The organism is Methylomonas aurea, from assembly GCF_024505045.1.
Lineage (GTDB): Bacteria > Pseudomonadota > Gammaproteobacteria > Methylococcales > Methylomonadaceae > Methylomonas > Methylomonas aurea.
In genome coordinates, this window is record NZ_JANIBM010000029.1 from 1 (window position 1) to 18,405 (window position 18,405).

At 59.2% G+C, this 18,405-nt stretch carries 17 protein-coding genes; 10 read left to right on the forward strand and 7 right to left on the reverse strand.

Features of this window, described 5'->3' with window-relative positions; translation table 11 throughout:
- Window positions 1-39 precede the first annotated feature (39 nt).
- Together NP603_RS16885 and NP603_RS16890 are read right to left on the reverse strand one after the other, a co-directional pair.
- On the reverse strand, window positions 40-924 hold the full coding sequence (locus NP603_RS16885) for a carbon-nitrogen hydrolase (protein ID WP_256612063.1): 885 nt from the start codon (window positions 922-924) through the stop codon (window positions 40-42).
- Between the two features lie 68 nt (window positions 925-992).
- Window positions 993-2,024 (reverse strand): agmatine deiminase family protein, encoded by a 1,032-nt coding sequence (locus tag NP603_RS16890; protein ID WP_256612064.1) that lies wholly within the window; start codon window positions 2,022-2,024, stop codon window positions 993-995.
- A gap of 334 nt (window positions 2,025-2,358) precedes the next feature.
- Between NP603_RS16890 and NP603_RS16895 the strand changes: the two genes are divergently transcribed.
- The 6 genes from NP603_RS16895 (at window position 2,359) to NP603_RS16920 (ending at window position 10,950) form a co-directional block, all read left to right on the forward strand.
- On the forward strand, window positions 2,359-4,395 hold the full coding sequence (locus tag NP603_RS16895) for a TOL_0244 family TonB-dependent receptor (protein ID WP_256612065.1): 2,037 nt from the start codon (window positions 2,359-2,361) through the stop codon (window positions 4,393-4,395).
- 26 nt (window positions 4,396-4,421) lie between these two features.
- Window positions 4,422-5,516: a lipocalin-like domain-containing protein gene (locus NP603_RS16900; protein WP_256612067.1), complete on the forward strand. Its 1,095-nt coding sequence runs from the start codon at window positions 4,422-4,424 to the stop codon at window positions 5,514-5,516.
- A gap of 568 nt (window positions 5,517-6,084) precedes the next feature.
- A complete protein-coding gene (locus NP603_RS16905) occupies window positions 6,085-6,594 on the forward strand; it encodes a YfiR family protein (protein ID WP_256612068.1) in 510 nt (169 codons plus the stop codon).
- Window positions 6,595-6,598: 4 nt separating this feature from the next.
- On the forward strand, window positions 6,599-9,610 hold the full coding sequence (locus tag NP603_RS16910; RefSeq protein WP_256612069.1) for a response regulator: 3,012 nt from the start codon (window positions 6,599-6,601) through the stop codon (window positions 9,608-9,610).
- Between the two features lie 9 nt (window positions 9,611-9,619).
- Entirely contained in the window at window positions 9,620-10,525 is a 906-nt protein-coding gene (locus NP603_RS16915) for a diguanylate cyclase (protein ID WP_256612070.1), read from the forward strand.
- A gap of 167 nt (window positions 10,526-10,692) precedes the next feature.
- Window positions 10,693-10,950, forward strand: a complete 258-nt coding sequence (locus NP603_RS16920) for a hypothetical protein (protein ID WP_256612071.1) — start codon at window positions 10,693-10,695, stop codon at window positions 10,948-10,950.
- 182 nt (window positions 10,951-11,132) lie between these two features.
- Here the strand turns inward: NP603_RS16920 and NP603_RS16925 are convergent, their stop codons facing one another.
- The 3 genes from NP603_RS16925 to NP603_RS16935 are packed head-to-tail and all read right to left on the reverse strand — an operon-like array spanning window position 11,133 to window position 13,126.
- Window positions 11,133-11,858, reverse strand: a complete 726-nt coding sequence (locus NP603_RS16925) for a class I SAM-dependent methyltransferase (protein ID WP_256612072.1) — start codon at window positions 11,856-11,858, stop codon at window positions 11,133-11,135.
- A gap of 48 nt (window positions 11,859-11,906) precedes the next feature.
- Window positions 11,907-12,332 (reverse strand): hypothetical protein, encoded by a 426-nt coding sequence (locus tag NP603_RS16930; RefSeq protein ID WP_256612073.1) that lies wholly within the window; start codon window positions 12,330-12,332, stop codon window positions 11,907-11,909.
- Window positions 12,329-13,126: a sterol desaturase family protein gene (locus tag NP603_RS16935; RefSeq protein WP_256612074.1), complete on the reverse strand. Its 798-nt coding sequence runs from the start codon at window positions 13,124-13,126 to the stop codon at window positions 12,329-12,331. The genes NP603_RS16930 and NP603_RS16935 overlap by 4 nt, the downstream gene beginning before the upstream one ends.
- Between NP603_RS16935 and NP603_RS16940 the strand changes: the two genes are divergently transcribed.
- From NP603_RS16940 to NP603_RS16955, 4 genes are all read left to right on the forward strand, one after another.
- Window positions 13,125-14,252 carry a GlxA family transcriptional regulator gene (locus NP603_RS16940; protein WP_256612075.1) on the forward strand — a complete coding sequence of 376 codons (1,128 nt, stop codon included), beginning with the start codon at window positions 13,125-13,127 and terminating at the stop codon, window positions 14,250-14,252. The two genes, NP603_RS16935 and NP603_RS16940, sit on opposite strands and share 2 nt — an antisense overlap.
- Before the next feature lie 201 nt (window positions 14,253-14,453).
- Window positions 14,454-14,810, forward strand: a complete 357-nt coding sequence (locus NP603_RS16945) for a hypothetical protein (RefSeq protein ID WP_256612076.1) — start codon at window positions 14,454-14,456, stop codon at window positions 14,808-14,810.
- A gap of 73 nt (window positions 14,811-14,883) precedes the next feature.
- A complete protein-coding gene (rlmN, locus tag NP603_RS16950; protein WP_256612077.1) occupies window positions 14,884-15,945 on the forward strand; it encodes a dual-specificity RNA methyltransferase RlmN in 1,062 nt (353 codons plus the stop codon).
- The gene (locus NP603_RS16955; protein ID WP_256612078.1) at window positions 15,924-16,430 is read left to right on the forward strand and encodes a YchJ family protein; all 507 of its coding nucleotides are present in this window, start codon (window positions 15,924-15,926) and stop codon (window positions 16,428-16,430) included. Before rlmN ends, NP603_RS16955 begins: the two co-directional genes overlap by 22 nt.
- Before the next feature lie 216 nt (window positions 16,431-16,646).
- On the opposite strand, the gene NP603_RS16960 is transcribed toward NP603_RS16955, so the two are convergent.
- Window positions 16,647-17,087 (reverse strand): copper resistance protein NlpE, encoded by a 441-nt coding sequence (locus NP603_RS16960; protein WP_256612079.1) that lies wholly within the window; start codon window positions 17,085-17,087, stop codon window positions 16,647-16,649.
- 209 nt (window positions 17,088-17,296) lie between these two features.
- Window positions 17,297-18,214, reverse strand: coding sequence for an oxygen-dependent coproporphyrinogen oxidase (gene hemF / locus NP603_RS16965; protein WP_256612080.1), 918 nt, complete (start codon window positions 18,212-18,214; stop codon window positions 17,297-17,299).
- Between the last annotated feature and the right edge of the window lie 191 nt (window positions 18,215-18,405).

Consider the following 18,405-nt stretch of genomic DNA (forward strand, 5'->3'; position numbering starts at 1 on the left):
GCGCCGTTTCGACGCGGCGCCCGGCTACGTAAAGCGCGCTTAATCGATGTAACGGCGCAACAAATCCTGGTAGACTTCGATACGGCGGTCGCGTAAAAACGGCCAGATCCTTCTAACATCTTCGCTGCGTTGCACATCGAGTTCAGCAAACAGCAGTAAATCCTGTTTATCGTCGGCGCTGGTCAAAATCTCGCCCTGCGGACCGGCGATAAAACTATTGCCCCAAAACTGGATGCCTTGCGCCTGGTCCGGCGCCGGCTCGAAGCCGATCCGATTACAGGAAATCACCGGTAAACCGTTGGCCACCGCATGGCCGCGTTGCACAGTCACCCAGGCGTCGCGCTGGCGCTGTTGCTCTTCCGCTGCGTCGCTCGGGTCCCAACCGATGGCGGTCGGATAAATCAACACCTCCGCACCGGCTAAGGCCATCAGCCGCGCCGCTTCCGGATACCACTGGTCCCAGCAGATCAATACCCCCAATTTACCGATTGAGGTTTCGATCGGCCGAAAGCCGAGATCGCCCGGCGTGAAATAAAATTTTTCGTAGAAACCCGGATCGTCCGGAATGTGCATTTTGCGAAAGGTGCCGGCAATGCTGCCGTCCTTGTCGAACACCACGGCCGTATTGTGGTAGAGCCCCGGCGCCCGCCTTTCGAAGATCGTCGATACGATCATGACTTTATTGTCGGCGGCGACTTGCGCCAGCACCTCGCAGGTCGGCCCTGGCACCGGCTGCGCCAAATCGAAACAAGCCGTGTCTTCGCTTTGGCAAAAATAATGGTCCAGATGCAGTTCCGGCAGCACGACCAAGTCGGCATTTTGCTTGGCGGCCGCTGCGATTTGGCTGATGGAATAGGCCAGATTGGTCTCCCGGCCGCGATTGCACGGTTGTTGCACCGCACAAGCGATGATCGTTTTCTTCATACTCAAGTGATTACGCTAAATCGGTCGGCGCGAACATTCGCGCCGGAAACAATACCAAGGGTTGATTTTCAAAAGTTCAGTTTGACGAAGGCCGGTACCTGCATGCTGGCGCAATGCAGGCTGCCGTATTGGTGCACTAATGCGCGGCAAGGCACGGCAACGACTTCGCGATCCGGGAAGCAGGTTGCCAAACGCTGCAACGCGACAGCGTCGTTGGCATCGTCGTAAACCGGTACCAGCACTGCCCCGTTGATAATCAGGAAATTGGCGTAGTTGGCCGGTAAACGCTGGCCGTGTTCGTCGAAAATCGGTTTCGGCAGCGGTAACGCCACCAATTTATAAGCCGCGCCGGCTTCGGTGCGGAAAGCCTGCAGTTGGGACTCCATATTTTTCAAGCTGGCATAGTGCGGATCCTCGCTGTCCTCGCAAGCGGTATAGGCAATGGTATCGGCACTGCAAAACCTTGCCAGCGTATCGATATGGGCATCGGTATCGTCTCCGGCCAGATTGCTTTGTTCGACCCACAGCATGCGCTTCGCCCCCAAATAGTTCTGCAATTGGCCGGTAATCGCGTCGGCGGACATCTCCGGATTGCGGTTCGGATTGAACAGGCAATTCTTGGTGCTCATCAAGGTACCTTGGCCGTCGGATTCGATGCTGCCGCCTTCCAACACCAAATCCAGCGTCGCGGTCGGGTAACCCTTGAAAATAGGGTGAGCGAACAATGCCAGATTCAACGCATCGTCGGCGGCATGCGGGTATTTGTTACCCCAGCCGTTGAAACGGAAATTCAACATTTGCACGCTAGCCTTCGGATGTTGCCACTCCATCGTCAGAAATACCGTATCGCGCAGCCAAATGTCGTTGTACTCGGCTTGCACGTAATGGACTTGCGGATTGTGCGGCAATTGCGTCTGGATATGCTTTTGATGCTCGCCGTCCTTGCACACGATCACCAACGGCTGAAACCGGCTGATCGCGGTAGCGGCCGCGTGGTAGCAATCCTCGACCGCGGACAAATTGCTGAAATCGCCGCTATGGTGCGGCCAGGCGATGATAACCGCCGCTTGCGGTTCCCATTCGGCAGGAAAGCGAATCATGGAATACTCCCGGATAAATGACTGGAAAAAACGCGGCATTGTACCAACAGGCGGCGGTTAAGACTTGTCCGGCATATTTTTATTCGCGAGCCGATCAGTCTTTGGCGCGATTCGAATAAAATCGGAAACAGGGGAATGCATTGCACTCCCTCGGCCGCCGCCGCGCCAGGCCGATCGAAAACCGAGCGCCAAACCTTGCTTTTTGCAAATTCCCGCCATACTTAGACCGGCCGGTACCGGAGCGAAACCCGACCGGCCCTTAACCACACCGCAGCCAGCTTACTTCAGATACCGATGCCGATTCGCCGCCAGCCACGTTAACCAGTCCGCAAACATGAAACCTTACCAGCCGTTCCTATTCAGCCAATTCGTGCCGGCGATGCCCGGTTCGCGCCGCATTTTTTTCGGACTGGCCTTAAGCGTCAATTGCGCCGTGGCGGCCGAGCCGCTCCCGGCACTGGAAGACTTGTCGATCAACGAACTGATGCAGATGGAAGTATCGTCGGCGTCCAGAAAAACCCAAACCGTATCCGACACGGCCGCCGCCGCTTTCGTCATCAGCCAGGACGACATTCGCCGCTCCGGCGTGACCTCGATTCCCGATGCGCTGCGCTTGGCGCCCGGCCTCGAAGTCGCGCAAATCAACGCCAGCCTGTGGTCGGTTACCGCCCGCGGCTTCAACGGCCGCTATGCCAACAAACTGCTGGTATTGATGGACGGCCGTTCGGTGTATACGCCGTTGTTCTCCGGCGTGTTCTGGGACTTGCAGGACACGATGATGGAGGACATCGAACGCATCGAAGTGATCCGCGGCCCCGGCGCCGTGATGTGGGGCGCCAACGCGGTGAACGGCGTGATCAACATCATCACCAAAAAAGCCAAGGATACCCAGGGCAACCTGCTGGTGGCCGGCGGCGGCAACCAGGAAACCGGCTTCGCCGGTTACCGCCACGGCGGCCGGGTCGGCGACGACGGCAGTTACCGGGTTTACGCCAGAACTTTCGAGCGCAATACCTTTGTCCGCAACACCGGAGAACGTCTGCACGACGACTGGCGCTCGGTCCAGGGCGGTTTCCGGATCGACAACCGCGTCTCCAACGATAACCGCTACACCGTGCAAGGCGACGTCTACCGCAAGAACGTCGGCAACACGGTGCCGGCGCAAACCGTCGGGGCGCCTTTCAACAGGCCGTTCGATACCGACGACCATGCCGAAGGCGCCAACCTGCTGGCGCGCTGGGAAGGCAACCTCAGCGACGGCTCCGAGTTTATGCTGCAAGGGTATTACGACCGGGTCAATTTCAGCGCAGCGGCGTTATCCGACAGCCAGGACATGTTCGACATCGATTTCCAGCACCGGCTGCATCCCAATGCCGACCACGACCTGATGTGGGGCGCCAGCTACCGCTTCATCCACAGCGCAACCACGGGCAGCGCGGCGATCGCGTTCAACCCTACCAGCCTGGGCTACCATAACGGCAGTGCCTTTGTGCAGGACGACATCACGCTGATCGACAACACGTTGCGTTTGACTTTAGGCACCAAACTGGAAGAAAGCCATTTCGGCAACACCCAGGTGCAACCCAATGCCCGGCTGATGTGGACACCGGACCCGAAACATTCGCTGTGGGCCTCGGTGTCGCGGGCGGCGCGCACGCCGTCGCGCGGCGAGGCTCAGGCCAATATTGCCTTGGGCGGCGTTCCCACCGGCTTCCCGGCACCCTTCGATCAGATTCAGGTTATGGCGCAGCCCAATCCCGATTTGCGGGCCGAGAAAGTGTTCAGTGCCGAGATCGGCTACCGGACGCAATGGACCGACAAGTTTTCCACCGATATTGCCGCGTTCAGTAACCATTACACCGATCTGATCATGTTCCGCCAAGGGGCGCTCAACTTCGCCACCTTGACCCAACCGCTGATCTGGTACAACAACAGCCGCGAAGTCACCACCCGTGGCATCGAAATCGCCGGCGAATGGCAAGCCTTGGATTGGATGCGCTTTACCGGCAATTACAGCCATCTGAAAATCGAACGGCCTTACGACAGCAATAACCCGGATATCGCCGGCCTCAGTCCGCGCCACCGCGGCTCGCTGCGCTGGCAGATGGATTTGCCGGAACGAATCAAACTCGACCTGACCTTGCGCCATGTCGGCAAACTGGCTGCGGTCGGCCAGCGAATTCCGGCTTACACCACCTTCGACGCCCGCCTGGCTTACGAACCGGTTTCCGGACTGGAACTTGCATTCGTTGCCCAAAACCTGTTCTCGCCGCGGCATCCGGAATTTCAAGACTCGGCCGCCATTTCTCTGCCCGGCGCTGCGGCAGAAATTCCGCGCTCGATCTACGGCAAACTCAGTTGGCGTTTTTGATTTTTCCCTCTATGCGAGTACCTACCATGCAAGCGTTCTTGAAAAAATACCTACCCTGGATCGCAGCGGGCATCGTGCTGCTGGTCGGCTGGCTGTGGCCGGCTTGGTTACCCTGGCTGCTGTTGGCCTTGGCGGTCGCCGCCTGGCTGTTCCTGCCGCGCCGGGGTTTGATCGGCCCGGTCGAATTGCCGGCCGACGACGCCTTTTTACCGACCGAACAGGTGCAATGGTGGTACTGGACCGGGCATTTGTTCACCGAAGACGGCCGCCGCTTCGGTTTCGAAGTGGTGTTCTTCTCGTTCGACAGTCTGGTGATTTTCCGCGACCAACTGGTGCAGGCCGCCGTGACCGACGTCGACGGCCAAAAATTCAGTTTCAAAGAATTCGTCGAATTCCATTTGCCGCAGCGCACGCCGAACGGCTTCAACCTGACCTCCGGCAAAGACAACAAAGTCACCGCGGTCGGCGGTAACGGCAGCGACCGCCTGCACGCCGAAGTCGACGGCTACGTGCTGGATCTGGAACTGAAATCGACGCAAGAGCCGGCTCTGCATTACGGCGGCGACGCCCATCCCTACCGTTTCGGCGGCTACACCTATTACTATTCCCGGCCGAAAATGGCGACCACCGGCACGATCAGTGTCGGCGGCCGGACCTTCAACGTCAGCGGTAATAGCTGGTTCGACCGTCAATACGGCGAACTCTACCAAGCCATTCAGCAAGGCTGGCAATGGTTTGCTATCGAACTGGAAGACAACCGGCAAATCATGCTGTTCGACTTCAAGGGCAGCGACAGCAACGTCGAGAAGTCCGGTTCGATCACTGACGCCCAGGGCCAGACTGTGACGCTGGCCGCGCATGAATTCGATGTCAAAGTGTTGGGTGAATGGATTAGTCCGCACACCGGTTGTACCTATCCATCCGGCTGGGCAGTGACCGTGCGCGGCGAGACTTTTACGGTGGAACCGCTAGTCAAGGATCAGGAACTGCGCGCCCAGCACAGGCTGTGGATCGGCCCGGTATACTGGGAAGGGGCCTGCAGCGTCAGTGGCGCCAGCGCCGGCCAAGCCTATGTCGAACTGAACGGCTTCTGCCGTTGCCCGAACAAAGGCTTGGGGTAAAAAACAGTCGCCGCACACCGCGGCGGCTAGTTCCGCGCGCCGGCAAGCCGCGGCCAATACTGTAGCGGCCGCGGCGACAAGCTGTTACCTTAGCCTACGGAATAAAAACCATGCGAGCCTGGATGGCCTTTGACCGTGTCAAGCTCGGCGCCCGCCGTCGGCACACCGATCCCGTTGCACCACACGATAGATGACACCAACCGCCCCAGACGCACCGTCAACCTCGGCCGCCCGCAGCTTGCGCCGCCGTGCGTTTTGCCGTTTGCGTTCCGGATTGGTCGGCGCGCTAGCTACTCTGGTTTCCGCGTTGCCGCGGTTAGGGCCCATTCACCCAGCGCTTATCAACTCGGCCCGAATGATTGCCGGTATTAAGTTCGGGCTGAGTTGGTCGAAGCCCAAATTGGAGCGCCCTTCGACACGCTCAGAGCGAACGCTGATAAAGCGCCGAGTTAACCGATGCGGAACGAAATCGACCGAGCCAGGCCAGCGCCGCCAGTCGGGCAAATCCGGGCGGCCGGCACCGGAATGGCGCCGCATCCGGGCCCTGCTTGTCGCCGCACTCCAGCTATTGGCCTTATTCGCAGCGGACAGCCGGCAACCCCAGGCCGCCGACGGCTTGTCCGAAGCCCAGATCAAGGCCGCCTACCTGTACAACTTCGCCAAATTCGTGGAATGGCCCGATGCCGCTGCGCCGGTGACTGCCGATATCAACCTGTGTGTGGTCGGCAACAACGTACTGGACGGCGCCTTGCAGAGCCTGGACGGGCGCAAGGCCGGCGAACGCAGCCTGAAAGTCACATTGCACAGCTCTACCGACACGTCGCTGGCCGATTGCCAGTTGCTGTTCGTCGGCGTCTCCGAACAACAGCGGATGGTGCCGATACTGAAAAACCTGGGCAGTGCGCCGATACTGACGCTGTCGGATATCGCCGATTTCGCCGAAAAAGGCGGCGGCATAGCCTTGCTGTTCCGCGACAACAAAGTCGTGTTCGAAGTCAATCTGGAATCGATCCGCCATGCCGGGCTAAGGCTTCCCGGCCAACTGTTGAACATCGCCAGCCATGTCTACGGGAGATAGACCGATGCGCGTTTTACCCGACTTTCCGAATTGGTCTCTACGCCGCAAATTGCTCTCGATCATCATGCTGAGCTGCGCGGTGTGTCTGTTGGTCAGCTTGTCGGCAATGGCGGTCAGTTCGGCGGTCAGCCGCTACCGTAACGCCTTGCAGGACATCGCCGGACTGGCCGACGTGCTGGCCGAAAACGGCCAGGCTGCCCTGATGTTTTCCGACCAAAACGAAGCCCGCCGCCTGCTGAACTCACTGCAAGAGCACCAGGAAATCGCCGCGGCCTGGATGGTGGCGGCCGACGGCTCGGTGCTGGCCAACTGGAACCGCAACGGCCAACCGGCTCCGCCGCCGTACGATTCGCGCTCGCCGGCGCGGCAGCTGCGCACCGACTTCTGGAGCCGTAGCGCGGAGTTATACGCGCCGGTGATCCGCAATACCGAATACGTTGGTTACGTGCTGATGCAAGCCGACTTTACCGGCCACTGGAACAGCCAACTCGCCGATCTCGGCAAAGGCCTCACCGCCGCGGCACTGGCCTTGATCGTGGTATCGCTGCTGGCCTTGCGCCTGCAACGCATCGTCTCCGGTCCGGTCGAGCAGTTGGCGGCCACCGCACGCCTGATTGCCCACGAACAAAATTACAGCTTGCGCGTGCCGCAACGCCATCGCGACGAAATCGGCGAATTGGTCGACGCCTTCAACAGCATGTTGGAAGAGATCCAACGCCGCGACCAAACCCTGACCGGACACCGCGACCGGCTGGAGCACGAAGTGGCGCAACGCACCGCCGAGTTGCTGCAAGCCAAGGAACTGGCGGAGGCGGCTTCCCGCTCCAAAGGCCTGTTTCTGGCCAACATGAGCCATGAAATCCGCACGCCTATGAATGCGATCATCGGCCTGTCGGATCTCGCCTTGAACGCTAACCCGCCCGCCAAGCTGCGCGATTATTTGCGCAAGATCCATACCTCTTCGCTGGCGCTGCTGGCAATTACCAACGACATTCTGGATTACTCGAAAATCGAAGCCGGCCGTATGGCATTAGCCTTGGAAACCTTCAATCTGGAAGAAGTGCTCGAAAACGTGCTGAATTTATTCATCGTCCGCGCCGAGGAAAAGCAACTGGAGGTCGTGCTGGAACTCGACCCGGCCGTGCCGCTGCTGCTGGACGGCGACGCCTTGCGGCTAAGCCAGATTCTGAACAACCTGGTCGGCAACGCCGTCAAATTCACGCAACGCGGCGAAATCCACATCAAAGTTTCCCTGCTCTGCAAACGGGACGGCCTTGCCCATCTTTTGTTTTCGGTACGCGACACCGGCATCGGCATGACCGCCGAACAAGCCGCCAATTTGTTTCAGGCCTTCACCCAGGCCGACGGCTCCATCACCCGCCGCTTTGGCGGCACCGGCCTGGGCCTGACCATCAGCAAACGCCTGGTCGAAATGATGGGCGGCGATCTGCACGTCGAAAGCGAAATCGGCAAGGGCAGCCTGTTCGAATTCGAATTGCGGCTGCCGTTTGCGGCCGAAAAGCAAAGCCGACAAGGGCCGGAGCAATTGGCCGGCATGCGGGTGCTGGTGGTCGACGACCTGGACATCTCCCGGCAAATGCTGCGCGACATTTTGCAAAACTGGGGCTTCGAAGTGGCAGAGGCCGCCAACGGCGCCGACGCGTTGGCCCTGCTCAGCCGGGCCAACCAAGCCGGCCAGGACTTCGAACTGGTCTTGCTGGACTGGAAAATGCCGGGGCTGGACGGCATTCAAGTCACTCGCGCCATCAAGGACATGGTGCGGCAGGCGGAAATCCGCCACGCGCCGGTCGTGATCATGGTCACCGCCTTCAGCCGGGAAAGTTTGCTCCACGCCGCCGGCGACACGCCGCCCGACGACGTGCTGGTCAAACCGGTGTTGCCGTCGATGTTGCTGGATTCGGTGACCCGCTTGCAAGGCGGCATACCCAACGCCGCGGCCGAACCCAACCGGCCGCAATTGGCGGAAATGGCCGCGCCGATCCGCGGCGCCCGCATCCTGCTGGTGGAAGACAACGAAATCAACCAAATGGTGACCTGCGAATATCTGACCAACGCCGGCTTGAACGTGAGCGTTGCCAACAACGGTCGCGAGGGCTTGGAGGCCATGCGCCGCGAACGTTTCGACGCCGTGCTGATGGACCTGCAAATGCCGGAAATGAGCGGCATCGAGGCGGCGCGGCTGATTCGGACCGAAAAAGACCGCGACCAATTGCCGATCATCGCCATGACCGCTGCGGTGCAAGAGCCGGACCGCAACGAATGTTACGCCGCCGGCATGAACGACCACGTCGGCAAGCCGGTACTGCCGCAAACGCTGATTGCCGCGTTGTTACGCTGCATCCGGCCCAAAGACACGCAGCCGCCGGCCGCTTTGCCGCCAGCCTTCGCGATCGGCGCCGGACATGACGCGCTGCCCGGTTTCGATTGGGATTACATCGCCGCGGCAATTGCCGATGCCGGTAAATTGCAATTATTGCTCGACCGCTTTGCCGAAAAATTCACCGACGCCGACGCCAAGTTGCGCCGGCATCTGTTGGCCGGCGAACTGCAACCCGGCGCGCAATGGCTGCATTACCTGAAGGGGGCCGCCGGCGCGATCGGCGCGGCGGAACTGAGCGGCATCGCCGGCCGCCTGGAAGCGGAGTTGCTGCAAGGTACTTGGTCGCCGGCCGATTTGGAAGCCTTGAGCCGGAAGTTGGCGCAAACGCTGCAAGCCATCGCCGCCTACAGCCGGCCGCTGGCCGGCAACGGCGGCGGCACCGAAACGGCCGATTGGCCGGCCGCCGACCGCTTGGCCGGGCAACTGGCGGCGCTGTTGGACGGCAGCGACTACGTACCGCGCGAAATCACCGATCAATTGTGCCGGGCCGTAGCGGGAGCCGACGCGCTACGGCTAGTGCAATTGATCGAAAAATATGTCGGCGATATCAATTATCGACAGGCACGCGTGACACTGCAGGAACTGGAAATTACCATCAAACGCCACTTGCCTTGAACCGCCGCCATGAAGACCGATCTGCCGAAACCGCTGATATTGATCGTCGACGACACCCCTACCAATATTCAGGTTCTGGCGGAAAATCTGATCCAGGATTACCGGATCAAAGTCGCCGCCAGCGGTGCGGCGGCGCTGGCGGCCATTGCCGCGCAAGGCGCGCCGGATTTGATTCTACTGGACGTGATGATGCCGGAAATGGACGGCTACGAAGTCTGCCGCCACCTGAAAGCCAACCCGCAAACCAGTTCGATACCGGTGATCTTCGTCACCGCGTTGAACGATGCCAGCGACGAGGAGCGCGGCCTGAACCTGGGGGCGCTGGATTACATCACCAAACCGTTTTATCTGCCGGTGGTCAAGGCCCGCATCCGCAACCACATCCGCCTGAAACAGGCCACCGACATGCTGGAAGCGATGGCCTGGATCGACGCATTGACCGGAATTCCCAACCGGCGCCGCTTCGACCAAACCCTGGACAACGAGTGGAAGCGGGCGCAACGCAGCCAAGCCCCGCTGGCCGCGATTTTGGCCGACATCGATTATTTCAAGGCCTACAACGACCATCACGGCCACGGCGCCGGCGACGAATGCCTGAAACGAGTCGCCGGCTGCGTGGCTGCAGCCGCCAGCCGGCCGGGCGATTTGGCGGCCCGCTACGGCGGCGAAGAATTCGTGATCCTGCTGCCGGAAACCGACACCGCCGGCGCGTTGCGCATCGCCGACCAACTGCGCGGCGATATCGAAGCCCAACACATCCTGCACCGCAATTCCGCCGTATCGGACTCGATCACGGTCAGTCTCGGCGCGGCCGCCTTGATTCCGCAGCCCGGCCAAGCGCCGACGGAACTGCTCGACGCGGCCGACCGCCAGTTGTATTTAGCCAAGGGCGCGGGGCGCAACTGCGCCCGATGAGTCGGTGTCGGCGCGACGGAATTTGCATTGGCTTTTGTGCTGTGGTAGAAAATTTTTCGCAAGCGGATAAAAGCCGGTTGCGTTTAACGTTCGCGCGGCGACAACTCAGAACACGCGCGAACGCTATCTCTGAGTCAATAATTACTACAACACCGAGGAGACCGAGAATGAAAAAAGCCCTAATAACCTTCACCGCATCTATTGCCGTAGCCTTGCTGCCATCCTTGGCGTCTGCCGGAGAAGCCGATACCTGCAAAGGTTGCCACAACGGCTCGGTGGCACCGGGGGTCGACGCTTTGAAAAGCAAATTCAAAACCGTAGACGAGTTGGTGGCCGGCGCCAAAGCCTCCAAAAACGACATGATGAAACCGATGCAGGCCGACACCGCCAAACTGAAAGCGGCGGCCGCCGAAATCCTGAAATAAGCCTAGGCATCGGCCAAGCCCGCACACCGTAGCCGGCAGCAAAACCGGCCGCTGCGGTTTCGGCCCGGAACGTCGATTGGCGTTCCGGGCTCCTCGTTCCGAACCACTACCGCTACTTCTCACCCGCACCGCCCGCTAATCGTTCACATCGTTCTCGCCGGCCGAAAACGAAAACATTTCCACTACCGCCGAGCCACCAACCTGACCATGCCGCGCGGCCCCGAATCGAGACTGGCCGCCAAACCGTTGGCGCTGCAGGCGCCGGCCAATACCTCCGCAGACAGCCGCAGTTTGGGGTAATGGCTGACGCGGGTCCGCCAGACGCCCTGTTCGCGTTCGTGCAAGATGTCGTGCACCAAAACCGTATCGGGCCGGTATTCCAGAAAACAGGTCAGAATCCGGCTATCGTCGGCCCGGACCGGGATGAAGCGGCGGTCGCCCAGCAGTTCGGCTGTGTAATCGCGGAAGGTGGCGACAAACGCGCCGCCGGGAAGTAATGCCGCTGCTACCCGCCGGATCAGGGCTTCCACCGCTGCGCAATCCGGTAAATGGGTCAGCGTGTCGCCCATGCAGAAAATAGCTGCGACCGGGTCCGGCAGGTAGGCGCCAAAATCCAGCAAGTCGGCATTCACGGTTTCGATCGCCAAATTGCCGCGCAGGCCTTCGAGGCTGCCGAGCAACAATTCGGAACGATCCACAGCTGTGACCCGGCAACCTCGTTCGGCCAGCGGAATCGCGTGCATGCCGAAACCGGCGCCGAGATCGGCCACTTTGCAACCCACTGCCAATGCCAAATCCAGTGCGTCCAGGTCTGCCCGGCCGGCTTGCAAAGCGCTCTCGACGCCGCCGGCCATCCATAGGTAGATCGGGGCCAAATGGTCCGCGTAATGTCGTTCTACACTGCTCATATTCTCCTCTCGGAATCGTTCGATACGCCGAGTGCGGTTCGGTTGGATTTATATCGCTTTCGTTTTTGCCGCCGCACGCGGCCGATACAGCCAATAGGCCAACAGGCCGTAACCGCAGAACTCGACGACGCCGCAACCGAACCAGGCCAATGCCAACGACCCGGGAATCGGGTACAACAGAAACTGGTTCAAGTCGACCAGCAAACCGGCCAGCAAGCCGAAAAACGCGCCGTGGCCGACCGATTGCTTCAGATTGGCCGGGCGCACCCAAGCGGCATGGGCATATACGAACAGGCCGGCGATAGCGACGGTCAGCAGCAGCGCCAACGGCAGGCTGCGGCTCGATGGCGGACGCATCAGCAGTTGCAACTCGGTCTCGGCGTCGGCTAGCAGCAACCCGTGCACCAAGCCGTTCCAAACCAGGGCGAAAGCCGAGATCGCCAACGCCGCCAGGGCAAACCGCCAGCCGCTCATAGCGATCTCCGCCGCCGGTTAGCGCCGGCCGCGACCGCAGCAGCCGGCGGCCGGGTCACGTCGCGCACCAACAGCATGTCCCATAGCCGGTTCGACGCACCGCGGTAAAACCCGGTTTGACCGGCAAACTCCCGCGGATTGCGGAAGGTACCGAATAACAGGTCGAACAAGGGCAAGTCGGAGTAATTGCCGGCATGCACGCCCGACTGATGGTGTATGGAATGGCTTTCCGGCCGTTGTAAAAAATAGCCCAGCCAATGCGGCGTCTTGACGTTGGCGTGCTGAAACACGCTGCAGAACGTGGTCGCATAAAGCACCCAGGCCGCCGCTTGCGGCGTGACGCCGATCAATAGCGTCAAGGCCAGACTGGACAGCAGCGTCCAACCCAGCATGTCCAACGGGCTAAACCAGAAGGCGCCGAAGCAGTCCAGCCGTTCGGCACTGTGGTGCCACTGGTGAAAACTGCGCCACAGACTTACAGATGCATGCATAGACCGATGCCACAGATAGACGCCGAATTCGTAGAGTAACAGCCCGGCCAGCGCGCCGTAAGCGTCGCCCAGACCGGTCAGGTCCAGGCATTGGTAGCGCAGCAAGTAGCCGTTCCACAGCAGCGGCAGATACGACGATAATAGCCAGTAACAAACAAACGCGGCGATGCCTCGCCGGCGCCAAGCCGGCACCGTCGGCAACGGCCTTGCCGGCAGCAAGGCTTCCCAGGCAATCAGCAGCGCATACAGCGCAAACACGGTTAACGACATCGGGTCGAGCAATAATTCGAGAGGAGTAGGCATGGCGTCACACGCAATGGATTCCGACAGAGGCGATACCATAGCCCAGGTTGACGGGCCGGACCAGCGGCAAATCGGCGCAAAACAGTCCGAATCGGCCAACGCGCCGATTCCGGTGGCGATCTTGATATTTCCGGCCTCCAGCGCCTCGGTGATCTTCGGATTGTACGACTTATTGTTGTCGGTGGGCCGGGACTGGCCGCTGATCGTCGGCGGCAGCCCCGGCCCGCAGGCGATCCGGCCGCTGCTGGTGGCTGCCGAACCGGGCCCGTTGATGGTCTGCAACGGCATCCCGGTACCGGTCAATTACCCGCTGGCGGATTGTCCGCCGGTCGCGGTGGTCTGCGTGCCGGAAGTCAACATTCCGCCCAGCGCACCGATGACCGGTCTGTTCGACCGGGAAATCGCTTGGCTGATCGAGCGCTACCACGCCGGTGCGACGCTGGCCGCATCCTGCTCCGGCGCGATGCTGCTGGCCGAGGCCGGCCTGCTCGACGGCCACGACGCCACCACCCATTGGGCCTACTGCGCGACGTTGCGGCAGCGTTTTCCCAAGGTTAACGTGCACGGCCAGCGTTCGCTGGTCTGCTCCGGCGACGGCCAGCGTCTGGTCATGGCCGGCGGCGGCACTTCCTGGCTGGATCTGGCCTTGTTTCTGATCGCCCGGCTGGTGTCGGTGGAAGCGGCAATGCAGGTGGCCAAACTGAATCTGATCGACTGGCATCAGATCGGCCAACAGCCTTATGCGCGATTGGCGCAGACGCGCCAGGTCGAGGACGCGCTCATCGCCCGCTGCCAGGTCTGGATTGCCGAGCATTACCGCAGCCCGGCGCCGGTCGCGGCCATGGCCAAGCTGAGCGGCCTCAGCGAACGCAGTCTGAACCGGCGCTTCAAAGCCGCCACCGGCCTGTCGCCGCTGGAATACGTGCACACGCTACGCTTGGAGGAAGCCAAACAATTGCTGGAAGCCGGCGACCTGCCGGTCGAAACCATCGCCCGCGACGTCGGTTACGAAGACGCCGGTTTCTTCAACCGGCTATTCCAACGCCAGGTCAAACTGACGCCGGCCCAATACCGCAAGCGTTTTCGCGGCTTGCGGCTGTCGCTGGACGGCCCGGCGCGCGGTTAAAGCCGCAACGGCGCCGGTGACGATCTTTAAAAACGCACAACCCGACCGAATTTATTCCGGTTAGCCTATACTCGCCGCCCAACCCGCCTGAATTGGAAAAGCTTGGCAAGTGGCATGATTTTGACGTTACTATCCACTATTGCCAATGCTCGAGCATTTAAATCTCTTTTTGGAAAAATCTAGTATCCCTCCGCGTCACGCATGAAAAAGCAAAAGAAAAACAAAAGCCTTTGGCTGCAACAAGCCGAGATCGAAGTCGGTTGCCTATACCTGACCACGGCCGGACAATACCGTGCGGTGCTGGCGATGAAGGGCGAGTTTCTGATCTATGCGCCGAGTTCCGAAGGCATGGAACCTTTGGCGCCAGACGACAAAATGCCGTTCGAAAATTCGCCCTGGAAAAAATGCCAGCTTGCCACCTTCGCCCAAAAGGAATACCAGGCATTCGCTTGGCAAGGCACCCAGGCCATCAAGCACAAACTGACGGCTGCCCAGCTTGCCGAAGCTGTTGCCCAATGCAACGCCAAAGCCGCGATTGCGGCGTTATTGGCCGAATGAGCCGCTGCGCGGCCAGCGCCTGTCGATCAGCTGAATTGGCAGCGGCCAGATTCGTATTATCCGGAGTGAATTTTTGAAACCCTCTTTCTACGATTTGAATTATTCCGATTTAGAAGCGGTTATAAGTCAAAATGGCTTGAATCCGTCAGTCGCGTCCGTTCTTTTTAATTGGCATTACAAGAAAAAGGAAACCGCGCCGTGCCTGGAAAAAATATCGAAACAGTCATCGAACTTTTTTCAGCAAAATTTCGACTTTTCGCTGCCCGAAATCGATACGGTTTATGAATCGGAGAAGGATAGAACCGTAAAATTTTTGTTTAGGCTGAAAGACAGTCATAAAGTCGAGACGGTGCTTATACCGTTTAATAACAAATATTCGATTTGCCTCTCGTCGCAGGTCGGCTGCGCGATGAATTGTTCGTTTTGCTTTACCGGCGAACAGGGGCTGAAACGCAACTTGACCACCAGTGAGATTATTGGCCAGTTTCTGCAGGCTTGGCGTTGGTTAGCCAATCATCGGCCTGGCGAACAGCGCATCTTAAATATCGTGTTTATGGGGCAAGGCGAGCCGTTACATAATTTCGATGCCGTTAAAAAAGCCTGCGAAATTTTCTTATCGCAACACGGCACATCCATCGGCATTCAAAAAATTACCGTTTCAACGGCCGGTTATATTCCGGGGCTGAAAAGATGGCGCCAGGAAATTCCGGGCGTCAACCTGGCACTCTCGCTGCATTCACCTGTTACGGAGAAGCGGAATGAACTGATTCCGCTCAACAAAAAATACCCGCTCGATGAAGTGCTGGCGTATATCGATGAAATTCCTTTACAAAAGAAACAGTTTATTACCTATGAATATATCTTGGTAAAGGATTTCAACGATACCCCGGACGATGCCAAAAAACTGGGAACGATGCTGGCAGGCAAAAGCGCCTACATTAATTTAATTCCAATCAATCCGTTTCCGGGGTCTCGTTATACCTGTCCGGATTGGGAGACCATCGAAAATTTCAAAGCCGTTTTAGATACTTTTAAAATTCCGACCCTGATCAGAGGCGCCAAAGGCGATGACGTGTTAGCGGCCTGCGGGCAACTCAATTCAAACGACAAAATATGGCTATCAAATACCGGCTGAATTTATGCCCCTGCTGTTCCGGTCTGGATTTTCAGGCCTGCTGCGGCCCGATCCTCACCGGCGCGCCGGCCGCGACGGCCGAAGCCTTGATGCGCTCTCGCTACAGCGCGTTCGCAACGCGGCAACTGGACCATATCGAGCTTACGCAAAGCCCGGAAGTCGGCGCCAAATTCGGGCGCGCCGATATCGAACGGATGGCCGACGAATGTCAATGGACAGGCTTGCAGATCGTCGACCGGGCCGAGCGCGGCGACTCGGCCGAGGTGGAATTCGTTGCCCGTTTCCGCCAGCACAATCGGGAGATGCTGCATGCCGAGCGTTCGCAGTTCCGCCGCGAAAGCGGTCGTTGGTTGTATGTCGGCGGCCGCGCCGAATTGCGCGAAGCGCAACGCGTCTCCGCAAAAGTGGGCCGCAACGATCCGTGCCCGTGCGGTTCCGGCAAAAAAGCCAAGAAATGCTGCGGCGCGGCAGCGCGGCCGGACTGACGCCCGGCTGCGAGCCGGCGGTTGGTCAAAACGAAAACCGCACGCCGATTAACAGGCAATTGCTTTCTTTATACCCGGCAGGTTTGACGCTCTATCTTTTGTGAACCGTATTGCGAATGCTCGCAATATTTTGTCGATTTTCCGCTACGCCGCCGCGTGCGCTAGTGTTTTCAGCCCCGTGCCCGCGCGCCGGGAGAGGGGCTGATAAGGCAAGGTTCAATGGATATGGACTTCGCGGGATTTGGCTTTATCGCTGCGGCTCAGGGTGTAATCGTCCTGGTCGCCCGCCAACGGCTGGCCGTCGTTATTCAAATGGACCAAGGTGCCTTCGTCCTTGATCGCAAACAGACGTTTCTCTTCGTTTTTATTGGACACCAGGGTCAGAGTCCGGCTGCTATCGTCCCAGGTGTATTTACCCTTGTCGTAATACTCGCGCGATGAGGCTTTGGCGTATTGGGTGACCAGCAAGTAATTGTTCTTTTGCTTTAACGACAAGGTCATTTTGAAGCCGTCGCAACCTTCCTGCTCGCAAGGCAGATAGCCGTAAAACACGCCGCGAAAGCCGCCTGTCTGGCCGGCTTCTTCCATCTCGGCATGTTTGGAGTGGTCCATGTTCTGCATTTCCCGCGCCTTCAGCGCTTTTTCCTGCAATTTCATGTCCGACTCCGCCCAGGCAGCGTGACCAAGCGGCAGTAATGCGCCGAAAACAATCATCGTCGCAGTCTTTGTTATTGTTTTAGTTAATGTTTGCATACCAGATTTTTTCCGTTTTCAAGCGTGGTTAAAGACGAATTCGAATAGTGCCGCAACCAAGAATACCAGTTTATCGGCCGAGATCAATTTGGCGGCTATCGTGCGATTCGGCGTTAATTTCCCAACCAATTCTGCGGTTTTAGATAGGTTTCGTATAACTCGGCTTCGGCACTGCCCGGCTCGGGCTGCCAATTGTATTGCCAGCGCGCCAGCGGCGGCATCGACATCAAAATCGATTCGGTACGGCCGCCGGTCTGCAAACCGAACAACGTGCCGCGGTCGTATACCAGATTGAATTCCACGTAGCGGCCGCGGCGATATAACTGAAAATCGCGCTCCCGCTCGCCATATGCCGTATTCCGCCGTTTTTGCACGATCGGCAAATAGGCCGGGATGTAATGATCGCCGACGCTTTGCATAAAGGCGAAGGCCTGATCGAAATCGGGTTCGTTCAAATCGTCGAAGAACAGGCCGCCGACGCCGCGGGTTTCGTTGCGGTGTTTCAAATAGAAATATTCGTCGCACCACTTTTTATATTTGGGGTAAACCTCATCGCCGAACGGTTGGCAGGCGGCGCGGGCGGTGCGATGCCAATGCTCGACGTCTTCCAAAAACGGGTAAAACGGCGTCAAATCGAAGCCGCCGCCAAACCACCAGATCGACGGCTCGCCGTCTTTTTTGGCGATGAAAAAGCGGACGTTGGCGTGCGAGGTCGGCACGTACGGGTTGCGCGGATGGATCACCAGCGATACGCCCATTGCCTCGAACGGCCGGTTGGCCAGCTCCGGCCGTTTCGCGGTCGCCGACGGCGGCAGGCGGTCGCCGAACACGTGCGAGAAATTGACGCCGCCCTGTTCGAACACCTGGCCGCCGGCTAACACCCGGCTGCGGCCGCCACCGCCCTCGGCCCGCTGCCAGGCGTCTTCGCTAAAGCGCGCATCCGCCTCTTCCGCCTCCAGTGCGGCGCAAATCCGGTCTTGCAAATCGAGTAAATACTGCTTTACCGCAGCTATTTCGGGGTCGTGGCTCATGCGGCAGGCTCCTGTGGTAACGAAACGAGCCGGCAAAATTAACACAAATTCGGCGCGGCGAAAGCAGGCGAACCGCTGCCGACCGCACGATTTTTCCGGCAGCCGCTAGCGGCTAGCGAGTTACGGCATATTGTACTGCTTACGAAATATCGTATCGAAATCGGCCATCATCTCAATGCCAGCAGTCGGCA

Bases quoted from the DNA above. Each gene is read 5' to 3' on its own strand.
- NP603_RS16895 (WP_256612065.1), top strand. From the start codon at position 2,359: ATGAAACCTTACCAGCCGTTCCTATTCAGCCAATTCGTGCCGGCGATG.
- NP603_RS16960 (WP_256612079.1), bottom strand. From the start codon at position 17,087: ATGAAATTGCAGGAAAAAGCGCTGAAGGCGCGGGAAATGCAGAACATG.
- NP603_RS16930 (WP_256612073.1), bottom strand. From the start codon at position 12,332: ATGAGCGGCTGGCGGTTTGCCCTGGCGGCGTTGGCGATCTCGGCTTTC.
- NP603_RS16945 (WP_256612076.1), top strand. From the start codon at position 14,454: ATGAAAAAGCAAAAGAAAAACAAAAGCCTTTGGCTGCAACAAGCCGAG.
- hemF (WP_256612080.1), bottom strand. From the start codon at position 18,214: ATGAGCCACGACCCCGAAATAGCTGCGGTAAAGCAGTATTTACTCGAT.
- NP603_RS16955 (WP_256612078.1), top strand. From the start codon at position 15,924: ATGGCTATCAAATACCGGCTGAATTTATGCCCCTGCTGTTCCGGTCTG.
- NP603_RS16940 (WP_256612075.1), top strand. From the start codon at position 13,125: ATGGCGTCACACGCAATGGATTCCGACAGAGGCGATACCATAGCCCAG.
- NP603_RS16935 (WP_256612074.1), bottom strand. From the start codon at position 13,126: ATGCCTACTCCTCTCGAATTATTGCTCGACCCGATGTCGTTAACCGTG.
- NP603_RS16890 (WP_256612064.1), bottom strand. From the start codon at position 2,024: ATGATTCGCTTTCCTGCCGAATGGGAACCGCAAGCGGCGGTTATCATC.
- NP603_RS16925 (WP_256612072.1), bottom strand. From the start codon at position 11,858: ATGAGCAGTGTAGAACGACATTACGCGGACCATTTGGCCCCGATCTAC.
- NP603_RS16920 (WP_256612071.1), top strand. From the start codon at position 10,693: ATGAAAAAAGCCCTAATAACCTTCACCGCATCTATTGCCGTAGCCTTG.
- NP603_RS16910 (WP_256612069.1), top strand. From the start codon at position 6,599: ATGCGCGTTTTACCCGACTTTCCGAATTGGTCTCTACGCCGCAAATTG.
- NP603_RS16885 (WP_256612063.1), bottom strand. From the start codon at position 924: ATGAAGAAAACGATCATCGCTTGTGCGGTGCAACAACCGTGCAATCGC.
- NP603_RS16915 (WP_256612070.1), top strand. From the start codon at position 9,620: ATGAAGACCGATCTGCCGAAACCGCTGATATTGATCGTCGACGACACC.
- NP603_RS16900 (WP_256612067.1), top strand. From the start codon at position 4,422: ATGCAAGCGTTCTTGAAAAAATACCTACCCTGGATCGCAGCGGGCATC.